The sequence below is a fragment of the Dyella acidisoli genome, assembly GCF_030160295.1.
Lineage (GTDB): Bacteria > Pseudomonadota > Gammaproteobacteria > Xanthomonadales > Rhodanobacteraceae > Dyella_B > Dyella_B acidisoli.
The window spans coordinates 1-22,162 of the sequence record NZ_BSOB01000037.1 but is presented as its reverse complement, the minus strand read 5'-3'; the positions used below and the strand labels follow the sequence as shown (position 1 = coordinate 22,162).

The following is a 22,162-nucleotide window of genomic DNA, read 5'->3' as shown; positions in this document are numbered from 1 at the left end:
AACGGTTACGGCGATTGGTTCCTGGGCTTCAGCATCGTGGCGAAGATCGGTGCAGTGCCGGCCCCGGCCGCCGCGGCTGCGCCGCCCCCGCCGCCGCAGCCGGACTGCTCCAAGCAGTTCCGCAATGGCGTGAACCTGTGCGACAACAAGTGCCCGGACCTGCCGGAAGGCACGATCGTGGGTCCGGATGGCTGCCCGCAGAAGGTGGTGATCGACCTTAAGGGCGTGAACTTCAAGTTCGACCGTCCGAAGAAGGGCGAGACCAACATCGAGCCGGCCCTGGCCGTGCCGAGCAGCGATTCGCTGGCGATCCTGGATCAGGCAGTGGACACGCTGAAGCGCTACCCGCAGGTGAAGGTGGCAGTGGCGGGTTACACGGACAGCGTGGGCAAGCCGGCGTACAACCAGGATCTGTCGGAGCGTCGCGCGAAGATCGTGTACGACTACCTGACCGCGCACGGCATCGACGCGAGCCGTCTGGAAGGCCCGATCGGTCATGGTCAGGACAGCCCGATCGACAGCAACAAGACGGCCGAAGGTCGCGCACGCAACCGTCGTACGGAACTGCAGGTTCAGCAGTAATCGAACCGCGTTATGCAGTCACAGAGAAGCCCGGCACATGCCGGGCTTTTCTTTTTTATTGCCCGGCGTGATGTTTTCAGCTCTCGCCGCGTTTGGGGTTAATGTCTAACATCATGACCACTTCCCGCACACGTCCCTACACGGCAACGTCCGCAGCCCCGCGCTACGGCCTGGCTCGCGTGCTTAGCAAACTTGGTGTGTGTTCCCGCAGCCAGGCAGAAAAAGCGGTGCGCGAGGGCAGGGTGAGTGTGGATGGGTGCATCGTGCACGATCCGGAACGTGCGACCGATCCTGAGCGTCAAAGGATCTGTCTTGATGGCGAAGCCGTTACCGCTGCCAAGCGGATCTACATTGCCGTCAATAAACCGCGTGGCATTGTGGTGAGCGCCGCCGATGAACGCGGTCGCGACACGGTGTACGAACTGCTGGCTGATTCCAATCTGCCATGGCTGGGGCCAGTCGGCAGGCTCGACAAAGCAAGCGAAGGTCTATTGCTGCTCAGCAACGACAGCGCATGGGCGGCGCGGCTTACCGATCCGCGTCATCACGTGGATAAGACCTATCACGTGCAGATCGACACCATTCCCGATCAAGCCGCGCTCGATCGCTTGATTCATGGCATCACGGACAAGGGCGAACAGCTCGCCGCCAAGCAGGTGTCGTTGCTGCGCACGGGCGAAAAGAATGCGTGGCTGGAAATCGCGCTCGACGAAGGACGCAACCGACATATTCGCCGTTTGTTGGAAGCACAGAGCATCAGTGTATTGCGCCTGATCCGCGTAGCCATTGGCAGCCTTGCGCTAGGTGATCTTGCCAAAGGCTGTTGGCGTCACCTTACTGTCGAAGAAGTGATGCGTCTCGGCGGCACGACAAGCGACGCTTCCAGGACGACTAAAGCTGAGCGTGCTCCCGTACCGCCTGCAGCGTCCGCGCGATCGCAGCGTGTTGGCGCGCGGGGTCCAACACGGCGTAGATAGTGTTGCTGCACGCGACGTCAGGTTTGCGTAGCGCTAGCACGTCGCCCTGTGCTTCATGATCGACGATGCAGGAAGCAGGCACGATGGACACGCCGCGTCCCGCTGCCACCCAGTCCAGCACTTCTTCCAGCTCTTCGAAGTGCGCAACGGCGTTGAGGCTGGTTATGTTCATACCCACCATTTGTGTGAACCAGGTGGCGAACACATAGTCGCTTTCGTCGTACGTCACATAATCAGCGCGACGCAACGATTCGAAATCCAGCGAAGGCATTGGTTGCGCGCGTGTTGATCCTATCAGCACGATTTCTTCCGCACCCACCGGGATATGGCTGAGCCGCTCGTGCGCATCCATGCGATGCACGAAACCGATATCCGCGGCGCCTGATTCCACATGGCGAACCACGTCATCCGCGGTGGGGTAGCGCATGCGTATGGGAATATCGGCCAGCGGTCCGTTACGAAATAGTGGCAGCAACTGATAGCGCCCGAATCCGCTGACAGCAGAGATGCGTAATGGCGATTCGGAAACAACCGTATCGCGAAGCTCTTCGTGCAGTTTTTCCCAGTCACGCCCCATGTCGCGGCAAAACGTCAGTAGGCGTTCACCCGCAGCGTTAGGTGTCAGACGACCTCCGCCGCGATGAAATACCGGCATACCCAGCGCTTCTTCCAGCTTGCGTAGCTGATAACTCACCGCCTGTTCTGTGCGATGCAGGATACCCGCCGCAGCGCGCAGGCTGCCGGCTTCGCAAACCACGCGAAAGGTATGGAGGTAACGCATTTCCACGTTCATGGCTGCGCTCGCAAAGGCTAGGCTACAAAAAAATTTACGGGTTCGGCCAAAAAGATTCGCATGGTTCTGCGAGCAGGGGCAAGCCTAGTATGGGTCGCTTCGATGATCCCATCCACGAGGAATGCCATGGTGTACCGCTCACTTGCCGCCGCGCTGATGCTAATGCTGGCCATGCCATTGCAGGCCCAGCAGGGGCCTGCTGCGCATTTCTTCGTCTACCAGGTAAACCCCGGTGCACAAGCCAAGTTCGAGGAAGGTTATCGCCATCATCTCGGCTGGCATCGCAGCCATCACGACCCATTGGCCTGGTACGGTTGGACCGTCTCGGACGGCAAGCGCGATGGCTACTTTATCGACGCGAGTGTCGGCGAACCCTTTGCGGCATTTGATCATCGCGTCGACGTAGAACAGGATGGGGCAGATTTCAGGGCGAGCGTTACGCCTTATGTGACGCCGCAAGCGCAGCTCGCTTATGAGCTTTTGCCCGATGTCAGTTTTGGCACGCCACTGGAAAACCATAAGCCGAGCGATACGGTGCAAGTGACCTATTTCGACGTGCGCCCTGGCATGGAGATGCGTTTTGAACATGCGCTGCGGGCAGCACGGCGTGTGCTTGCCTCAACGCCCGGCGCTCCACCCCACACGTGGTATCGCCTGGTAACCGGCGGAGACAAGCCGCAATACATGTTGATGGTGGCGCGCGCGAATTGGGCGAGTTATGAGGGATTTCGTCAGGACATCGCGGAGCTGTTGGCGAATGATCAGAATGCCTTGCGTGACTTCACGGATGCGGTGCGTTCGAGCGATACCGAGAGTTGGGAATACCATCCGGACCTGAGCAACTTGCCATAAGCCCAGCATCCCTCGATGCCGTCATTCCCGCGAAAGCGGGAATCCATGTTGCTCTGATGCAAGAGCAAAGATGGATTCCCGCTTTCGCGGGAATGACGGCCATGATGGCTAAACGCTAGAAAGCGATCCCACCATCAACTAATCACACCGAGCGAACGCCCCACCTTGGTAAACGCCGCAATCGCCCGATCCAGATGTTCACGCGTATGCGCCGCACTCATCTGCGTGCGGATACGCGCCTGACCTTGTGGCACTACCGGGTAGAAGAAACCGGTGACGTAGATGCCTTCATCAAGCAGCGATGCAGCCATCGCCTGTGCCTTCTTGGCGTCGTACACCATCACCGGTACGATCGGATGCACGCCAGGCTTGATGTCGAAACCGGCCTTGGTCATCTGCTCGCGGAAGTAGCGCGTGTTTTCCTGCACGCGTTCGCGCAGCTCGCCGGCCGAGCCGAGCATGTCGAATACCTTGATCGCTGCAGCAACCACGTGCGGCGGCAGCGAGTTGGAGAACAGGTAAGGACGCGAGCGCTGACGCAGCATCTCGATAATCTCGTGGTGGCCGGTGGTGAAGCCACCCAACGCGCCGCCGAGCGCCTTGCCCAGCGTGCCTGTGAAGATGTCGATCTTGTCCATCACGCCATGCACTTCCGCAGAGCCGCGGCCATGGGGCCCGAGGAAGCCAGTGCAATGGCATTCGTCGATATGCACCAGCGCGTTGTACTTGGCGGCCAGCGCAGTGATCTTGTCCAGCGGCGCGATGAACCCGTCCATCGAGAACGCACCGTCGCTGGTGATCAGCTTGGTACGCGCACCAGCTGCATCGGCGGCCTGCAACTGCTTTTCCAGATCGGCCATGTCAGAGTTGGCGTAGCGGAAGCGCTTGGCCTTGCACAGGCGGATGCCGTCGATGATGGAGGCATGATTGAGCGCATCGGAAATGACGGCGTCTTCTTCGCCGAGCAACGGCTCGTACAAACCACCGTTCGCATCGAAGCAGGCGGCGTAGAGAATCGTGTCCTCTGTACCGAAGAAATCGGCGATCTTCTTCTCCAACTGCTTGTGCAGATCCTGGGTGCCGCAGATGAAGCGCACCGAGGCCATGCCGAAACCGTGTGTATCCAGCGCTTCCTTGGCGGCCTTGATCACTTCGGGGTGATCAGCCAGGCCCAGGTAGTTGTTGGCGCAGAAGTTCAGCACCTTGCGGCCACCTTCCAGCTCGATCTCGGCTGACTGGGGCGATGTAATGATGCGCTCGGCCTTAAACAGGCCCTGGTCGCGGATGGATGAGAGTTCTTGGGCGTAACGCGCTTGGCCGGAATAGCTCATGGGACCGATGCCGAAGTGGGGGAAGGGGCCATTTTCGACTTTTCGGGCCTTTGGGGAAACCCGCGGTGCAGCAGTCACCAGGGCTGCGTGAATGGGGCTCGCCTCACTCGTCAGCTATGCGAGCTGAGTCATTGCCCCATATTTCCAGCGTCGAGAACCTTGGTGTGCTCGCCGAGTTCGGTATGGGCGATCACACGATTGCGGCCGATGTGCTTGGCCCTGTACAGCGCCGCATCTGCGTCTCGGCACAGGCGCTGTAGGTCATGACCGGACGTCTGGGTGGAAGCCAGGCCAATGCTGGCGGAGAACATTATCACGCGCCCTTCGATATTGATTGGCGTGGACTCAATAGCCGTGCGAATGCGGTCGGCGATAGCCGCTCCCTGCCCGGGTGAGCACTCAAACAGCAGGATGCCGAACTCCTCGCCGCCAAGGCGGCCGAATAAATCGTTTGTACGCAACAGCTGCTTGGAGATGGCGACCGTGTGCTTCAAGACGGCATCGCCGATGGCGTGACCATGGGTATCGTTGATTTGCTTGAAATAGTCCAGATCGATGAATACCAGGCAGGCAGAGCCTTGCTTGCGCTCCAGCAGGTGCAGAGCACGCCGTGCTTCACTGATGAAGTGCTGGTGATTGAAGATGCCGGTAAGGCCATCGAGACGGGCCTGTTGCTTGAAATGGAGCTGCGAGCGCTTGAGGCGAAACAGCCAATAGATGACGGATGCCAAAACTACCAACAGCAGGACAATATAGAGTCGGCCGGTCTCGATCGTCTTGGCCGCAAGCGCCTGCTGCAATCGAAGCATGCTGTTTTGCTTGCTCAGCTTTTCCGTTTCGAGCTTTTGGGCAAGCATGTGCTGCTGGGCTACATCATAAGCCAGCGTCCTGGCGCTGACATCGTTGAGATAACCGATGTTCTGGGCGACGTAGCGTTCGTAATAGCTCAGTGCGGCTGTCACGTTGCCATGCTTTTTTTCAACGTGATAGAGCACTTCGTAGGCGTCTCTCAACGCTTCGTTGACATCATCCGGAGAAGCGGTAGCCAGGACGTCGAGCGCTGCCTCGCGTGCTTGGTCGTCCTCGCCCAGTTTCCAATACCCCTGAGCGAGCTTCAGTCGAAGATACAGCGTGTTGTAGTAATTGGGGTTCGAGCGAATGCCAGGAGCAATATGCTGAAGCAACGCTACGGCCTTGTCCGGACGCTCCTCATCCAAGTAAAGGCTGCCCTTTATAAGCCACAGCGAATCAGTAATGACCGGCTCGCCTGCGTTCTGGCAGATCTCGATTCCTTGTTGAAGCTCCGGCGTCGTGGAGGTTAGCTGGTGACTCTCGTGGAACACGTGTAGAAGCATGGCTTGCGGTTTACATGATGTTTCCCCCGCAGGAAGCATCTGCATCATGTCGCGCGCATAGTTAGCCGCCAGATCGTACTGTCCTGCAGATTTGAGCAACTGTGAGAGGTAGAACAAGACCTGGAAGCGCGTCAGCTGGTCTTGCATTTTCGGCAGATCGGCCACCAGCCGATTAGCGAGCTCAAACGCCTCCGTATAGCGTTTACTGCTACCCATGTCGTTCATGAGAACGGCAGAGGCTTTGGTCATCAAGATCGAATCGCCGGAATGATCGATGATATCCCGCAGCATGGTCTCCGCATTGGCGTAATCACCCTCAAAGGAGGCCTGGTACGCGTCCAGGTAGCGCAACTGCCAGCGTTCGTGCGCGGACATGCGGGGAATTTGCTGATGCAGTACTTCCAGGAGGCGTTGAAATTGAGGGTGATTGGACGTACGCAGGCTTTCAGTCTGGACAAGTAGCGTCGCGATGGGGGGCTGTGGTGTAACGGCGCGCAGTGTCTGCATGAAAGTGCAAAAAGCCATGGCCATAAAAATGGGCCATGGCCTGAAGCGGGGCTTCCACCTCGACATGCGGACTATCGATCGCGTTGTGGTTGGTCTTCTTTATCGGGGTGGGGTGGATGAGCGGGAGCGTGTTCGTCGTGGTCATGATCCGGCTCTTCCTCATGTGAGGGGCCGTTCATATCCATCACTCTCATGGGCTTGTTACCTAGTTCGGCAAACAACGAGGAGCGATCTCCAGACATTACCGCCGTTTTCAAAGCAGCCGTGGCATCCGTCAGTTCCAAGGTTTCCACCAGTTCCTCGGCCGGAGCGCGACGCAGTGTGGCGTTCTTACCAATGGTTTCCAGCCATTCAATCGTATCTGCCATGTGCTTCCCCTTTCCTCGTAAGGTTGACTGCTTTGAGCGTTGATGGAGCGTTTGTTACCTCATGCGAAGCCGATGGCTTTATCCAGCTCAGCCAGCCGTTCGCGCATGGGAAGGTTCGGCCTCAGCGGTGTGGCCGGAGTCAGTACCACAGTCTCCTGAGGAGCCAGCGTGGTATCGGGTAAATCGCGCAATTTGATGCGCCGGAACTTGGACTGTTCGATCGGCAGTGTCGCGCCATGGTAGATGATCACCTCGTGATTGAGCGGGTAATCCTGGCTGAGTCTATCCACCAGCACCTGTCGATAGGCCGGTCCGGTTTCGAGCCGCGCCAGCGACCAGTCACCGACCACCGAGGCCTGCCATAGCACCACGTAGCCGGCGGGGTTAATGCGATGCTCGTAGAACAGCAACTGGCTTGCTTCGAAATGCTGACAGCCGAAACGGCCGGGATCGATGCCTAAGTCGGCATAGAGGCAATCCTCGGCGGAAATGCCCGGCTCCATATACGCCTGAAAGCCTTCTGCACGGGCGACCTCGATGGCCTTGTGCGGCGACCAGGCAAAAATACCGGGATGACCGTAGAACACGACACAGACATGCTTATCCGCGCGTACCTCGGTCATGATCAGGTCTACCCATTCCTGATAGGTTTTCATCCGTGATTTGCCTTCCGCGTAATAGGGCTGAAGGCTGCGTACATCCGGGTGCATGCGTTGCAGCCACATTTCCACGATGTGGTCGGAAAGTGCCGCGAATACTACGTCCGCTTGCTCGATACAGTTGCGTGCCAGCGGTGTGAGATGAGAGCCCAGGGTTATGCCCATGCCGACGCAAGCAAGGCTGCCATGGGTAGCGTTGTTCGATGACGGAAGAGGAACTGCATTCATTGCGGGACCTTCCTTAGTGACGTGATGGTCGGACTTCAGGTGCGCCGGAATACGAGGCAACAAAAGCTGGCAAGCAAAGGATGTGCCTTTATCGAGGCGAGGCTCCAAATCCACGGCTTGATTGAATACGACCTTGCCGTAATCGTTTCAGTGGGTTCGTGAAGCGGCCTTCACGATGGATGACGCTATCTGTGGTGTGACGGGCAGGGGCCACTTTTGACCTGCAGGCGATGGTGACCGTAGGTTTGGTGTGAAGAACCCTATGACAAGGCGCGTGGCATAGGGAGCTAGCGCGCAACTACATATGCAAACTGAAATCGTCGCGCGTGGTCTTGCCTTTATCGTCGATTCCTTTCGCATCCAGCTTCGGCGCCAGCACGAACACACGGTTGTCGGCGATCTTGCCGCGCAGGTATTGGCGCACCGCATCGGCGCGGCGCTCTGCCAAGTGACGTAGGGCATCCTGATCGACCGTTACGTTGGCTTCCAGCTTCTTGGTCATTTCCTCGGGTGGCTGCGACTTGGTCAGTCCGATGAGGTCGCGTGGCTTGTCGAACTTGGCGTGCTTGTATGCCTTGGTCAGATATTTGTTGTAGTCGTCGGTGCCTGGTTTTACCGGTGCGGCTTTGGCAGCGGCGGTGCCGATGTCGTCAGCTTCTTCCTTCTGCACCATGTCGTCGACCGTAACCTTGCGCAGACCTTCTTCATCGACGGAAGGATCGATGCGGCCGGTGATGTCCAGCTTGATGTCCGGCTTCTTGTCGAGAATGTCCACCACATGGGCGAGCCGGTCTTGCGCTTGTGCATCGAGCACGGCCGATCCGGGTATGAACTCGACGTAGTCGAGATCCTGTTGTCCACCGCCGCCACCGATCGACGCCAGCAAGCGAAATGGTGAAGTCACCGCGCGCTTGAGGATATTCACGAAGGCCTGCCAGATCACGCCGCCTAGGCTGAATTGCGGATCATTGAGCGAACCGGAAACGGGGACGTGGATGTCAATGTTGCCGTTTGAATCTTTGAGCAGCGCCACCGCAAGTTTCACCGGCAAGTGACTGACACCAGGACCTTCCATGCGATCGCCAAACGTCAGCTGGTTGAGCACGATGTGGTTGTCGGCATTCAACTTGTTCTGATCGAGCTGGTAATGCACATCCATGGTGAGCCGACCTTTGGTGATCGGATAGCCCGCATATTTGCCGGAGTAGGGCGTCAGATGTGTGAGTTCCACGTCGTCCGCTTTTGCCGTGATATCCAGAAATGCCATGGGCGTAAGCGGGTTGATGGTGCCCGCGATATTCACCGGCGAATTGTTGTCCAGCTCGCCTTGCAGCGTGACGTCAGCCGGTTTGCCACCCGTATCTGTACCGAACGCGCCGATCTTGCCAGCGAGCTGAGTGATGTTGGCGGTGTAATTGGGCTTGATGAAATTGTCCGTGTAATTGAGGTTGCCGTTGGCGAGCACGATCTGGCCAAGATGGATCTCGGCCGGTGGTGCGGCGGTGGTGGCGGCGTTTGCGAGCGCGGCGGTTGTGGTGGTTCCGCCTCCGGGTGCGCGCGCTGTTTCCTTGACAGGTGGAGGCGGTGCACTGGCAGTAGGCGCTGGACCGTTTTGTGCGCGTGTGACAGATACAGGCGCTTGTGCCGGATTGGAAACCACGTCCTGCAGATTGATGCGGCCGTTGGCGTTGATGATCACGCGCGCATAGAAATCGTTGATCGACAGACCGCCGATGTCGACCTTGGGCGCGCCTTCGCCCATTTGCATTTTCATGTTGTTGACCGCGAGCGAATTCCAACGTAAGAAGTCGTCGTTAGTCACTTTGTCCAGCACGCGCACACGCGCCAGCTGCATGTTGCCCTGGTAGCTCATCAGCGGTTGTGGCTTGCGATCGCGATAGCGAATGCGCCCGTTCGCGCTCAGCAGAGCGCTATCGACGTTAACGTTCAACGGTACTTGCACGAGCGATGCGAACGGCGCGACGCCCAGCTTCGTGGCTACCACGTGTAGATCGGCGTCCATCGGCTCGGGTTTGACGTTGCCGCCCACCTTGAACTTGCCGTGACCGATCCCGCCGCTCAGATCCATCTTGATCGGCTTGTGCATGTCGTCAGAAAGATTATCGAAGCCAAATTTGTCGGCATCGATTTGGATATGTCCGTTCTTGGCGGGCAAGCTCGGATCGGTCAGCGCCAACGTGCTGCCGTCGATAACCAGATGCGCAATGCTCCAGTGCCATGACGGCGATGCGGGCTGCTTGCCCTTCGCGGGCGGAGAAGGCGTCGTCAGGGTAGTGAGATCGACGCTGCCGTTCTTCAAGCGTTGTGCATCGATCTTCAAACCGTGCAACGTTATGTCGCCAAGCTGAGCAGTGCTGCTGCCGAGATCGAGATGATTGATGCCGACTGCAAGCGTCTGCCACGACACCGGCTTGTGTCCGCGCTGCGCCAATGCGAAGCCGTTCACAGCGAGCTTGCTGCCATCCATCGTCAAGGCGAGCGTCTTGCTCCAATCCACTTTCTGATGCGTGTCACCATCCAGCGTACCGCTTGCAATGTCCGCGTTGAGCGCTGGCCCAAATGCCGCCAGCGGCTGAACGGCGACATGGTTTGCGCTGATCTGCCCCTCGAAACGGCTCGCGTGCACGAACAGATTGCCAGCGACATGCAGACTGCCTCCTGCGAGGCCCGACGTCAGGTCGACGCCCCCTGGTTGTTCGGAAACAGTGGATAGACCACGGATCGCGCCCTGCATGTTTTCCAGTTGCACGCGCGCCGGCGTGGAACCGCTGAGATCGGCATAGTCGAACGTGCTGTTTTGCACAACGAACGTGCCGATCTGTGCATCCGTTGGCGGCGTTCCAGGCTTCGGCGGTGGGGCGTTCTTGCCGAGCAGTTCGTCGAAGTTCGTGCTTCCGCCATTGTGTTTGGTGTAGTGCAAGGCGGCGTGATCGAGCTGGATCGTGTTGAAGTGATAGCGCGACTCCAATGGCTGCACGTCTTGCAATGCGGCGGCGCCATGCCCCAGCTCCAGCATGGGCTCACGGCCGTGCGTAGTCATGGTGAAGTTGTCGAGCTGCAAGGCACCTTGTAGCAGCAATTGCGGTGTCGGCTGCGCTTGTACGAAATGCAGGTCCAGCGTGCCCGACAGCAAGCCACTGGGAATTGCAGCGGGTAGCGGCGTAGGGGAGTAGGCGAGGTACTTCGCCAGATCCAGATGATCCATGCTGAAGCTGATCACCGATTCGCGGCTGCTCGCGAAGGGCTTGGTCTGGCCCTGGATGCGCAACGGGCTGCCATCGACACGCATCGCCAGTAGCGGCTGCACGAAGACGTCCACGTCATGCTGAAAGTTGGCGAGGAATGGCACACCAAGTTCGAGTTGATCGACACGATGCGTCGCGTTCTGCACCTTGTCGTCAAAGCTGATATCGCCGTTGTGCACGCTGATGTTGTAGACCGCGAACCGTGTCGGCGATGCATTCGGATCGGATGGTTTGGACGCAAATCGCTGCACGATATCGCTGAAGTTGAACGTCTGCGGTCCCGTGCGTGTGATATGAATCTGTGGATGCTGCAGCGACAGCCCGTCCAACACGGGCGCCAGATGGAACACCGAACTCCATGAGCCATTGACGACCAGTTGATCGAGATCGACGAAGGGCGCGCTGGCATCACGATCGCCGATGTGCAGCTTGTCCACCGTCAGCCGCATCGTGTAGGGGTTCAGATGAATCGCGCCGATCGTTACCGGTCGATCGAGCTGCGTGGCGAGCTGCTTTTCGAGCTGACTCTTGATTAGCCCGGGAGCAATGAAAAAGCCGAACAGGCCGAACAACGCCAGCAAGACGGCAATGACGAGTGCGGTGATGCGCAGGCGGCGGGAGTGGTACAGGCCTATCGCACGTTCGCGCGCGGCCGTCATCAGCGCGTGGGGTGACAGGTTCCGATTCGTCATGCCGTCGATGCTCCTTACGTGACATCGCGGACCGACCGTGCCGGCACAAGCTAACCGTGCACTATCCCCAATCTAGAAACTCATGTCGGCACGCCGTGGGGGAGTGTAGCGTGCGGTGTAGGAATTGCGTAGGAGCCTTGTCAGGTCTTTCTCGTCGATTCAGCTCTGTAACCACATGGCCATCATCGCCGCGTGAGCGGTGATGATGGCCATTCGGTTCGAATCAGTGCCAGGAACACACCACCTTGCCGCATTTGCCTTCATCCATCAGGTCGAAGCCCTTCTGGAAGTCGTCGATGTGAATCTGGTGGGTGAGCACCTTCTGCAGCGGGAAGCCGGTGAGCACCATCTGAGTCATCTTGTACCAGGTCTCATACATGCGGCGGCCATAGATGCCTTGCAGCGTGAGTCCCTTGAAGATCACCTTGTCCCAGTCGATACCGGCGCCCTTGGGCAGGATGCCAAGCAGCGCGATCTTGCCGCCGTGATACATGCAATCGAGCATGTCATTGAAGGCGCGCTGGTTGCCGCTCATTTCCAGGCCCACGTCGAAGCCTTCCATGTGCAGGTCTTTCATCACGTCCTTCAGCGACTGGTTCGCGACGTTCACCACGCGCGTGGCGCCCATGTCGGCGGCGAGCTTCAGGCGGTAATCGTTGATGTCGGTGACGACCACGTTGCGTGCGCCCACGTGCTTGGCGATGCCTGCGGCGATGATGCCGATCGGGCCGGCGCCGGTGATCAGCACGTCTTCACCCACCATGTCGAACTCCAGCGCGCAGTGCGCGGCGTTGCCATAGGGATCGAAGAACGCAGCCAGCTCGGAAGGAATCTGATCCGGAATCGGCCACAGATTGGAGGCCGGCATGGTCATGTATTCGGCAAAGGCGCCGTTGCGGTTTACGCCGATGCCGACGGTGTTCGGGCACAGGTGCTGGCGACCGGCGCGGCAATTGCGGCAGTGGCCGCACACGATATGGCCTTCGGCGGAAACACGGTCGCCAAGCTTGTAGCCGGTAACGCCCGGGCCGATGTCCACGACGCGGCCGACGAATTCATGGCCGATGGTGAGGCCGGGCCGAATGGTGCGCTGAGACCACTCGTCCCACTTATAGATGTGCAGGTCGGTGCCGCAGATCGCGGTCTTCTCCAGTTTGATCAGCACCTCGTTCGGGCCGACTTCGGGCACCGGTACTTCTTCCATCCAGATGCCTTTTTCGGGCAGGCGCTTGACCAGGGCTTTCATCATTTGCGGCATGGGGGACATCCACAGCAGGCGGGGAAGGGAAGGCAAGCGGCAATTATATCGGCACGTGCAGGGCGGGCCTTACTGCGCTGCGGCATCCACGTCGCTTGTTGTGAGCCTTAAAGATCCAGCCTGTCGTAGCTGCGCTTGAAGATGATCGGTTCTTTCAAGCTGTTCGGCTTCCAGGTTTCTGTGACGGTCAAATGATGGCCGTCCGGCGAGCGTACCCACGATTGGTCGAGCTGCGTGCCGTCGTCGAACGCCATGGAAACGGTCATGCCGTCAGGCGTGAGCCGGGTTTGCACCCTGGCGTTGCTGTTGAGCGATGGGTGTTCGACGCCGTCGAAGCGTGTATCGAGCCGGTCGGCATTGTTGAAATCCACGCGCAACCCTGAGCGGGTCTGCTGGATGTTCAAGAAGGAATCGTCGGCGAGTAGCGGCGGCGTTGGATCCTTGGGCGGAGCGCTGCTACTGCCGCTGGAGGAATCCTGCGCATTCTGATTGCCGTGTCTGCCGCCACCCATGCCATGTCCCCCGCCACCCATGCCATGTCCCCCGCCACCCATGCCATGTCCCCCGCCACCCATCCCTCCCATGCCACGGCCACCACCGCGTCCACCGAAGCCGCTGTTCGGCGTAGGTGCGGATGTGTCGCTCGAACCTGTGGACGCCGACTGGGAAGAAGGGGCTTGCTCATGTTTCTTTTCGGCATGCAGGCGTTGGGTGATCACGCCTGCGTTATCGCTTTCCTTGTCGTTGAGCTGCCAGATGCCACTGAAATCTGCACCCGAAGCTGTGGTTTGCGCTGAGGCAGAAACGGTGAAGAGCAATCCGGTGACAACCAGCAAGTGCGATGGGCGGATGACGAAAAACGACATGGGGCGGGTTCCGGCAGTGGATGCTTTCGGTCTTCAACGCGTCGAAGCCGATGAAGTGCACACGCGATGCAAAGAAATGGCGACCAAGCACGCAGGCAAGCCGCTAAAATGTTTTGATGCCTGTCGATCGTCGCCCGCTCGCCATATTCCTGATGGGCCCGACCGCGTCGGGCAAGACTGCGCTCGCGTGCACCTTGAGCGAACGTTTTCCGCTTGGACTGATCAGCGTGGATTCGGCGCTGGTCTATCGTGGCCTCGACATCGGCGCTGCCAAACCGGATGCCGCTACGCTGCTGCGCTATCCGCATGCGTTGATCGACATCCGCGATCCAGCCGAACCTTATTCCGCCGCCGACTTCAGCACGGATGCACAGGCAGCCATGCAGCGCCTTGGCGAAGCCGGCCGCGTTCCATTGTTGGTGGGCGGCACGGGTTTGTACTTCCGCGCATTGCAACGTGGCTTGTCCAACTTGCCCGAAGCGGATGCGGATCTGCGCGCGCGATTGGCGAAAGATGCCGCAGTGATCGGCTGGGACGGCATGCACCGTCGACTGGCCGAACTGGATCCGCCCGCCGCCGCACGCATCAAACCCGGTGATGCGCAACGCATCCAACGCGCCATGGAAGTGATCTTGCTCACGGGGCAACCGCTTAGCGAGCAGCAGCAGGGCGGGCGCGGACAGCCGTTCCCTTGGCGGGTGCTGAAACTGGCACTTTTGCCCGAAGATCGTGCACCGTTGCATGCACGCATCGCACGGCGTTTCGAGGACATGCTGCGCCATGGCCTGCTCGACGAAGTACATGCACTGCGCCAGCGTGGCGATCTCAGGGCCGATCTGCCGGCCATCCGTGCCGTGGGCTACCGTCAGGCCTGGGAGCATCTGGACGGCTGCTATGACGCGGTGGAATTGCGGGACAGGGGCATTTTCGCGACCCGTCAGCTCGCCAAGCGGCAGATCACCTGGCTGCGAAGCGAGCTCGATGCGCGCATATTAGACCCGGAGCAAACCGGCCTGCTGGAGCGGTCCACCGACGCCGTGCGGCTGTTCCTGGGAGCAAATTGAGCACCAATCGTAAAAAAGATGACTTCATTTCGTTATGTCTTTGTCACGACTTACAAAACTCTTTCATCCCCGATTTAAAAGCGGTTAACATTCTAAAACTCGGGCCGGGGCGCCATTTGGCGTCACTTTTTTTCCAGCCCATCCGTGGATGAGGGGGAGAACAAAAATGTCAAAAGGGCAATCCTTGCAAGATCCATTTCTAAACGCTTTGCGCCGTGAGCGCGTACCGGTCGCCATCTATCTGGTCAATGGCATCAAGCTACAGGGCACGATCGAATCCTTCGATCAGTTCGTGGTGCTTTTGCGCAACCAGGTGAGCCAGATGGTGTACAAACATGCCATCTCCACCGTAGTGCCCAGCCGTAACGTGCGCGTTGGCAATGGTCACGAAGGCCATGAAGGCCACGAAAACCATCTCGAGCACGCGTCGGTCGAAAGCGAAGGTTGATTCACTCTGTTCGATAGACAAAAGAAAGGCGAACGGGCTGTGCTGGTCCTCCCGCACTCGCGGGGGGAAGACGACGCAGCCGAGCGTGCGGCAGAGTTTGTCGAGTTGGTGAAGTCCGCTGGCGCGGAAGTGCTGGCGAGCATTCCCGCGCGCGTGGAAGCTCCCAACCCACGCTATTACATCGGCACCGGCAAAGCTGAAGAGGTGGGCGAAGCCGTGCGCGCGCTGGAGGCGGACGTCGTGCTGGTCGACCATCTGCTTTCGCCGGTGCAGGAACGCAACCTGGAAAAGCTGCTCAACGTGCGAGTGGTCGATCGAGCGGGGCTCATCCTCGACATCTTCGCCCAACGCGCCCGCTCCCACGAAGGCAAGCTGGAAGTGGAGCTGGCTCAGCTGAAGCATCTGGCCACGCGTCTGGTGCGCGGCTGGACCCACTTGGAACGCCAACGCGGCGGCGCCATCGGTCTGCGCGGCCCGGGCGAAACGCAGCTGGAAACCGACCGCCGCCTGCTCGGCGAGCGCGTCAAGATGCTCACCAAGCGTCTGGAAAAGGTGCAGACCCAGCGCAGCCAACAGCGCCGCGCGCGTTTGCGCAACACGGTACCGCGCGTGGCGTTGGTGGGCTACACCAATGCCGGCAAGTCCACGTTGTTCAATGCGCTCACGCAGGGCGAGGTTTACGCGGCTGATCAATTATTCGCCACGCTCGATCCCACCGTGCGCAAGCTGGACGACCTCAGCTGCGGTCCCGCCGTGCTGGCCGATACGGTGGGCTTCATTCGCGAGCTGCCTCACGACCTGGTTGCTGCCTTCCGCGGCACGCTTGCCGAGGCGCGCGATGCAGATCTCTTGCTGCACGTCAGCGATGCCGCCGACGAGGAGCGCGAACGCCTGCATCAGGTGGTCGATCAGGTGTTGGAAGAAGTTGGCGCCGGCGACCTGCCGCAACTGCATGTGATGAACAAGATCGATCTGGTCGATGGCTCGCCGCGCATCGTGCGCAATGCGGAAGGTGTGCCGCAGCAGGTATGGCTGTCCGCCGTAACCGGCGAAGGCCTGGATCTGCTGCGCCAAGCCCTGGGCGAGTGCCTGGGTGGTGAGCGAGTGCAGTCCGAACTACGCCTGCCGCTGTCGGCCGGCCGCTTGCATGCCCGCTTGCGTGCGGCGGGTGCGATTGCCGAAGAAGCCGTGGATGAAGAGGGTTGGCGGCTACGCATCGATGCGCCGAGAAGCGTGCTGGCACCATTAACGGGCGGGCAGGGCAAGGATGTGGAGTTGTTGCGGGGCTTGTTGGGCAACCCTGATTCCGCCATGTAGCATCTTGCAGAAGCCTTTCTCAGTGAATCCTTCTCCCTCCGGGAGAAGGTGCCGTGAGGCGGATGAGGGTGCGATCGGAGCAAAACGCCAAATCTCGCGAAACACTCTGCATCGCGCAAGTCCGAACCCTCACCCCAACCCCTCTCCCGGAGGGAGAGGGGCTTTAAGCTGACCGTCTCTGCTAGAATGCGACCGTTTGTGCGCCACCTCGATCAGGTGCTTGCACGCCCACTATCCGTCACCATGTCCCATCCCGTACCCAGCGTTTTCCGGCCGTTGTTGCCGGCCTCCCAGCGGCCCCAAGGAGACTGACCATGGCCTGGAACGAACCCGGCAACGGGCAACGCGATCCATGGAATAAGAACAAGCGCGGTTCCGGCGGCGGCAAGCCCGGGATCCAGGCCGGGCTCAAAGACCTGTTGCACCGCATCGGCCGGCTCGGTGGCCCAGGCGGCATCCTCACCATTGTCGTAGCCATGCTGCTCGCTTGGTTGTTGCTTACCAGCTACGCCGTGGTCGGCACGGGGCAGGTGGGCGTGGTGCAGCGTTTCGGTGCCTACGTGCGTACGGTCGGGCCGGGTTTTCATCTCAAGCTTCCGGCGCCGATCGAAACCGTACAGCCGGTGGCGACCTCGCGCGTGCGAGCCATGTCCGACCAGATCCGCTTGCTCACCACCGACCAAGACATTGTTTCGGTCGATTTCAATGTGCAGTACCAAGTCACGGACCCGAAGAAGTACCTGTTCAGTACGCGTGATCCTGATGGCACGCTCAACGAAGCGGCGCAAGCCGCTGTACGTGCAGTCATCGGTGCCCAGGCGATGGACGACATCCTCACCGGCCAGGGCGACAGCAATACACCTGCCCCGCATCTGAGTGCTTTGCAGCAGCAGGTGCGCGACCAGTTGCAGCACACGCTGGACGCTTACGACAGCGGCCTGCAGGTCACCGATGTGAGCTTCCAAGCCGTGACGCCGCCGCAGGAGGTAAAGGATGCCTTCGACGACGTGATCGCCGCCCATCAGGACCATCAGGGCCTGATCGACCAAGCCAAAGCCGCCACCAGCCAGGACATCCCCAACGCCAAGGGCGATGCCAAGCGCCTGACCGCAGCGGCGGACGCTTATAAGGCCGAACGTATTGCACGCGCGCAGGGCGACACAGAACGCTTCAACCTCATCCTTAAGGAGTACCGCGCCGCGCCGGAGGTCACACGCCGACGCCTGTGGCTGGAAACCATGGAAGACATCTTGCGTATCAACAACAAGGTGATCGACGGCTCCGACGGTCGCAGCGTCATCAGCATCAATGACCGCGGGGACGTACCGGCCACCAATCTGCCGGGCGTCGGTGCCGTGGCGCAGCCTGGCAATGCGCTGGGCGAGGACGCGGACAAGGGGAAGCAGCCATGAAGACCACTGCTGCGATCATCATCGTTCTGCTCCTCCTGCTCGGCTTCAACAGCTTTTACACCGTGGGCGAAGGCCAGCGCGTGCTGGTGCTGCAGTTCGGCAAGATCCTGCGCACCGATCGCGAGCCTGGCCTGCACGCCAAGGTACCGCTGCTGCAGCAGGTGCTGACGCTGGACGAGCGCGTGCTTTCGTTCGACGGCGCACCGCAGCGTTATGTCACTGCCGGCAAGCAAAGCATCAACGTCAACTACTACGTGAAGTGGCGCATTGCTGATGCCGCCAACTACTACCGCGCAACCGGCGGTGATGAATTGCAAGCCGGCCAACGTCTCAGTCCCATCGTCAGCAATGCACTGCGCAGCGTGGTGAGCGAGCACACGCTGGAACAGCTGATTGCCGCCAGCGGCCAGGGCGACATCACTGCCAGCACGTTGCAGCAGTCCAATGCTGAAACGCAGAAAACGCTCGGCGTCACGGTAGTGGACGTGCGCATCACAGGCGTCGAATTCCCGGATGACATCAAGGCCGCGGTCTACAAGCGCATGCAGACGGAACGCCAGCAGCAGGCCGCCGCCGTTCGCGCGGATGGCAAGCAGCAAGCCGAATCCATCAAGGCCGACGCCGAAGCTCAGGCGCAGATGATCCGCGCCACCGCCGAGAGCGATGCCGACAAGGTGAGAGGCGAGGGCGACGCACAAGCCGCGCAGATCTACGCGCAGGCGTATGCACAGGATGCGGATTTCTTCGCCTTCTATCGCAGTCTGCAGGCGTACAAGAAATCTTTCGGCGACGGCAGGAGCACCATCATCCTCAAGCCCGATTCCGAATTCCTGCGTTATTTCGGCAATCCGGCTGCCGCGCCGGCCCGGCACTGAGCACGCCATGCCACACGATTTCTACGCCGCGTTGAGCCTTGTGCTGGTCATTGAGGGCTTGGTGCTGTTCGCGGCGCCGAACGGCTGGCAATCGGTAATGCGCGAGGCTTCGAAGATGGAGCCGCGCACCTTGCGCGTGTTCGGCGCCGTCGCCATTGGCATCGGCCTGGTCGCGCTGCAACTGGTGCACTGAAAAGATTCACCACGCGGTCATCGCCGCGAGTTAAGTTTTTCACGTTTCCCCGTTCCGCCGATCGGAACGTCCTTTTAGAGCGAGACATATCATGGGCAAGTCAGTCGTAATTCTTGGCGCACAGTGGGGCGACGAAGGCAAAGGCAAAATCGTCGACCTGTTGACCGAGCGCGTAGGCGCGGTGGCGCGTTTCCAAGGCGGCCATAACGCCGGCCATACCTTGGTCATCAAAGGCAAGAAGACCGTGCTGCACCTGATCCCCTCCGGCATCCTGCGCGATGATGCGCTGTGCCTGATCGGCAACGGCGTGGTGCTGTCACCGGCCGCGCTCAAGCAGGAAATCGAAGAACTGGAAGCACAAGGCGTGAGCGTGCGCCCGCGCCTGAAGATCAGCCCGGCCACGCCGCTGATCATGCCGTACCACATCGCCGTCGATAAGGCGCGCGAAGTGGCCGCTGGCGGCAAGGCCATTGGTACCACCGGCCGCGGCATTGGTCCGGCATACGAAGACAAGGTCGCTCGCCGCAGCGTGCGCGTGGCTGACCTGATGTATCCGCACGAGCTGCCCGACCTCATCAAGTGCGCGGTCGAGTACCACAACTTCATCCTCACCCAGTGGCTGAAAGCTGAGCCGGTGGATTACCAGAAGGTGCTCGACGACGCGATCGCCTATGGTGAATTCATTCGCCCGATGGTCGACGACGTCGCCACCATCCTGCACGACGTGCGCAAGGAAGGCGGCAACATTCTGTACGAAGGTGCGCAAGGCGCATTGCTCGACATCGACCACGGCACCTATCCGTACGTCACCAGCAGCAACACCACCGTGGGCGGCGCACTCGCCGGTACCGGTGTGGGCGCAGGTGACATCGACTATGTGCTCGGCATCTGCAAGGCCTACGCCACGCGCGTCGGCGGCGGTCCGTTCCCGACCGAGCTCAACGATGAAATGGGCGAGCGCCTGCGCAAGGTCGGCAACGAATTTGGTGCCAGCACCGGCCGTCCGCGTCGCTGCGGCTGGATCGATCTCGTCGCGCTCAAGCGCGCGGTGCAGATCAACGGCATCAACGGCCTGGCCATCACCAAGCTCGATGTGCTCGACGGCCTGGACACCATCAAGGTTTGCATCGCCTACGAATACCGCGGCAAGCGCCGCGAACTCGCCCCGCTCGACGCCGACGGCTGGGCCGAATGCAAACCCGTGTACCTGGAATTCCCCGGTTGGAGCGAATCCACCGCCGGCATCCGCGACTGGAACAAGCTGCCCCCTGCTGCACGTGCCTATCTGCGCGCAGTGGAAGAACTCTCCGGCTGTCGCCTGGCGATCGTGGCGACCGGTGCGGATCGTGAAGACACCATCGTGCTTGATGATCCGTTTGCCTGAGTTTGACCCACATGCAACGATCGAAGGGCTCCTTTAGGGAGCCCTTTCTTTTGGATAGTGGAAAGTTGCAGATGTTTTACGATGAACCCCGAAGCACGAATCAGTTGAGGCACTTGAGATCATGAATGACCTTGCGGCGGAGATCCGCACCAATGCTGATGCCATCAGTCGGCTATGGAAACGAGTCTATGAGACTCTCAAGCATCGGGGGAGATCGAAGAAGGACCGCGAAGTATGGTCCAGCGCATGCGAAGAGTTTCATAGATGTTTTCCTATGCTTTTCTTCCCCGATGGTCCTGAGCGATGGGCGGCGTTTCTCAATGGTGATTCTTCCGAGATCAATACAGTCATTACGTTTTTGGAAGTAGATCCCTGGTTTTTTCGGTCGGGATACATGAAGCAAACGATCTGGGACAAGCTCAAGAAGCTTGTTCTGACTTCGAAAGACGAGCGGCGCCTGGAAGCCGTAGCTGCTCGATATCTGCATAAGCGTGCTCAGCGCGAGTTCTGGCATATGGCTCGATATATGCGCACTCGAGGATCCGAGGCATTTTGGGAGGCTATGGAGGCGCTTGCTTCAAGACATACTGATGAGCTTGGTCTCAAGGCGAGTTGGCTCGTACTTGCCAAGCGAAATCTACCGGTGCGTAACTTGATTGGCTATGAGTTCTTGCGAGTCAAGTACGAGTCAGGGTATGTGCCAAAGCTTTGGTTTTCATGTGATAAGAGATAACTAGTTAGTAAGTAGGCAGGGATGACGATCCTTGCTGATTCTGCGTTTATTGATGCCGCCTTTGCGTCTGATGCGTGATAGCGCAGGATTGAAGGTCATTGCGCCGAGGGGCCAGGTGCCGCGAGCGTTGACTGACCGAGCACACAAGATACGTATCCTTCCTCTGTTTCGATTGAAGAGGAATGCGTATGGCTTCGAAAACACGTACGGCGCTGATCGTAGGAGCCTCGCGTGGATTGGGGTTCGCCTTGGCGAAGGAATACCTGGCGCGCGGCTGGCAGGTTATTGCAACGGTCAGAAGCAAACCGTCAGCTGACGTGCAGCAAGCGCAAGCAAATGCTCAAGGGCGCCTGACCATCGAGCATGTGGACATCAATGACGCTGCGCAGGTTGAGGCTTTGCATGTACGGCTGCACACGCGGCATCTGGATCTGCTGTTCGTCAGCGCTGGTATCGAATCCAATCCCGAAGTGCCGATCGGCCAGGTCAATACGGAAGTCTTTACAAAGGTAATGATCAACAACGCCTTGAGCCCGATGCGCTTCATCGACGCCTTTCACGATCTGGTACAGCCCAATGGCATGATCGTGGCCATGTCGTCCGGGTTGGGCAGCGTTGCCAACAATACGGACGGTGGCTGGGAGGTTTACCGTGCCAGCAAGGCGTCATTGAATACGTTGATGCGTAGTTACGCGGCACGCCAGTTCGATGATCCACGCACCTACCTGCTCATGGATCCTGGCTGGGTACGCACCGATATGGGTGGCCCGGAGGCGCCGCTGGGCGTTGAGGACAGCATCCCGCGCGTGGTGGATGTGTTGGAGGCGAATGCCGGGAAAGGCGGCGTGCACTTTCTCAATTACCGGGGGCAGACTGTGGCGTGGTGAATCGCGGATGCTCGCGTAATTACATGGACTCGCCCCCGCGCTAAATAAGGCCTCATGGGCCAGCGGTGGAGAGTAAAACTATCCACCGTTCTGTAACGAGCGAGGGCGAGTCCAT

The 22,162-nt window shown here is 59.6% G+C and carries 20 protein-coding genes; 12 read left to right on the top strand and 8 right to left on the bottom strand.

Going from position 1 to position 22,162, the window contains the following annotated elements; translation table 11 throughout:
• Both QQJ86_RS15740 and QQJ86_RS15735 read left to right on the top strand, forming a co-directional pair.
• A partial coding sequence (locus QQJ86_RS15740; RefSeq protein WP_284321916.1) for an OmpA family protein occupies positions 1 to 582 on the top strand: 582 nt, incomplete at its 5' end.
• Between the two features lie 113 nt (positions 583 to 695).
• Entirely contained in the window at positions 696 to 1,559 is an 864-nt protein-coding gene (locus tag QQJ86_RS15735; protein ID WP_284321915.1) for a pseudouridine synthase, read from the top strand.
• Here the strand turns inward: QQJ86_RS15735 and QQJ86_RS15730 are convergent.
• Entirely contained in the window at positions 1,474 to 2,352 is an 879-nt protein-coding gene (locus QQJ86_RS15730; protein ID WP_284321914.1) for a LysR family transcriptional regulator, read from the bottom strand. The genes QQJ86_RS15735 and QQJ86_RS15730 overlap by 86 nt on opposite strands.
• Positions 2,353 to 2,478: 126 nt before the next feature.
• Here QQJ86_RS15730 and QQJ86_RS15725 point away from each other — a divergent pair, with 126 nt between their 5' ends.
• Entirely contained in the window at positions 2,479 to 3,204 is a 726-nt protein-coding gene (locus QQJ86_RS15725; RefSeq protein ID WP_284321913.1) for a hypothetical protein, read from the top strand.
• 134 nt (positions 3,205 to 3,338) lie between these two features.
• On the opposite strand, the gene kbl is transcribed toward QQJ86_RS15725, so the two are convergent.
• The 7 genes from kbl to QQJ86_RS15690 form a co-directional block, all read right to left on the bottom strand.
• Complete coding sequence (gene kbl, locus QQJ86_RS15720; RefSeq protein ID WP_284321912.1) at positions 3,339 to 4,535, bottom strand: glycine C-acetyltransferase; 1,197 nt, start codon at positions 4,533 to 4,535, stop codon at positions 3,339 to 3,341.
• A gap of 128 nt (positions 4,536 to 4,663) precedes the next feature.
• A complete protein-coding gene (locus tag QQJ86_RS15715) occupies positions 4,664 to 6,265 on the bottom strand; it encodes a tetratricopeptide repeat-containing diguanylate cyclase (RefSeq protein ID WP_284321911.1) in 1,602 nt (533 codons plus the stop codon).
• A 203-nt stretch (positions 6,266 to 6,468) separates the two neighbouring features.
• A complete protein-coding gene (locus QQJ86_RS15710) occupies positions 6,469 to 6,765 on the bottom strand; it encodes a hypothetical protein (protein WP_284321910.1) in 297 nt (98 codons plus the stop codon).
• A 59-nt stretch (positions 6,766 to 6,824) separates the two neighbouring features.
• Positions 6,825 to 7,652: an SAM-dependent methyltransferase gene (locus tag QQJ86_RS15705; protein ID WP_284321909.1), complete on the bottom strand. Its 828-nt coding sequence runs from the start codon at positions 7,650 to 7,652 to the stop codon at positions 6,825 to 6,827.
• 298 nt (positions 7,653 to 7,950) lie between these two features.
• Entirely contained in the window at positions 7,951 to 11,610 is a 3,660-nt protein-coding gene (locus QQJ86_RS15700; protein WP_284321908.1) for a DUF748 domain-containing protein, read from the bottom strand.
• A 223-nt stretch (positions 11,611 to 11,833) separates the two neighbouring features.
• Positions 11,834 to 12,868 (bottom strand): L-threonine 3-dehydrogenase, encoded by a 1,035-nt coding sequence (tdh, locus tag QQJ86_RS15695; RefSeq protein ID WP_284321907.1) that lies wholly within the window; start codon positions 12,866 to 12,868, stop codon positions 11,834 to 11,836.
• Positions 12,869 to 12,975: 107 nt separating this feature from the next.
• Positions 12,976 to 13,734 (bottom strand): hypothetical protein, encoded by a 759-nt coding sequence (locus QQJ86_RS15690; protein WP_284321906.1) that lies wholly within the window; start codon positions 13,732 to 13,734, stop codon positions 12,976 to 12,978.
• A gap of 116 nt (positions 13,735 to 13,850) precedes the next feature.
• On the opposite strand from QQJ86_RS15690, the gene miaA reads away from it, so the two are divergent.
• The 9 genes from miaA to QQJ86_RS15645 all read left to right on the top strand — a co-directional run bounded on the left by miaA (position 13,851) and on the right by QQJ86_RS15645 (position 22,047).
• Positions 13,851 to 14,798 (top strand): tRNA (adenosine(37)-N6)-dimethylallyltransferase MiaA, encoded by a 948-nt coding sequence (gene miaA / locus QQJ86_RS15685; protein ID WP_284321905.1) that lies wholly within the window; start codon positions 13,851 to 13,853, stop codon positions 14,796 to 14,798.
• Between the two features lie 166 nt (positions 14,799 to 14,964).
• Positions 14,965 to 15,246 carry an RNA chaperone Hfq gene (hfq, locus tag QQJ86_RS15680; RefSeq protein ID WP_284321904.1) on the top strand — a complete coding sequence of 94 codons (282 nt, stop codon included), beginning with the start codon at positions 14,965 to 14,967 and terminating at the stop codon, positions 15,244 to 15,246.
• A gap of 6 nt (positions 15,247 to 15,252) precedes the next feature.
• Positions 15,253 to 16,563: a ribosome rescue GTPase HflX gene (gene hflX, locus QQJ86_RS15675; protein ID WP_284321998.1), complete on the top strand. Its 1,311-nt coding sequence runs from the start codon at positions 15,253 to 15,255 to the stop codon at positions 16,561 to 16,563.
• Positions 16,564 to 16,877: 314 nt separating this feature from the next.
• Positions 16,878 to 17,975, top strand: coding sequence for an FtsH protease activity modulator HflK (hflK, locus tag QQJ86_RS15670; protein WP_284321903.1), 1,098 nt, complete (start codon positions 16,878 to 16,880; stop codon positions 17,973 to 17,975).
• Positions 17,972 to 18,850, top strand: coding sequence for a protease modulator HflC (gene hflC / locus QQJ86_RS15665; RefSeq protein ID WP_284321902.1), 879 nt, complete (start codon positions 17,972 to 17,974; stop codon positions 18,848 to 18,850). Before hflK ends, hflC begins: the two co-directional genes overlap by 4 nt.
• A gap of 7 nt (positions 18,851 to 18,857) precedes the next feature.
• Positions 18,858 to 19,043 carry a DUF2065 domain-containing protein gene (locus QQJ86_RS15660; protein WP_284321901.1) on the top strand — a complete coding sequence of 62 codons (186 nt, stop codon included), beginning with the start codon at positions 18,858 to 18,860 and terminating at the stop codon, positions 19,041 to 19,043.
• Between the two features lie 91 nt (positions 19,044 to 19,134).
• Positions 19,135 to 20,427 carry an adenylosuccinate synthase gene (locus QQJ86_RS15655; protein WP_284321900.1) on the top strand — a complete coding sequence of 431 codons (1,293 nt, stop codon included), beginning with the start codon at positions 19,135 to 19,137 and terminating at the stop codon, positions 20,425 to 20,427.
• Between the two features lie 121 nt (positions 20,428 to 20,548).
• Positions 20,549 to 21,160 (top strand): hypothetical protein, encoded by a 612-nt coding sequence (locus tag QQJ86_RS15650; RefSeq protein ID WP_284321899.1) that lies wholly within the window; start codon positions 20,549 to 20,551, stop codon positions 21,158 to 21,160.
• A 188-nt stretch (positions 21,161 to 21,348) separates the two neighbouring features.
• Complete coding sequence (locus tag QQJ86_RS15645; protein ID WP_284321898.1) at positions 21,349 to 22,047, top strand: SDR family NAD(P)-dependent oxidoreductase; 699 nt, start codon at positions 21,349 to 21,351, stop codon at positions 22,045 to 22,047.
• The last annotated feature ends 115 nt before the right edge of the window (positions 22,048 to 22,162 follow it).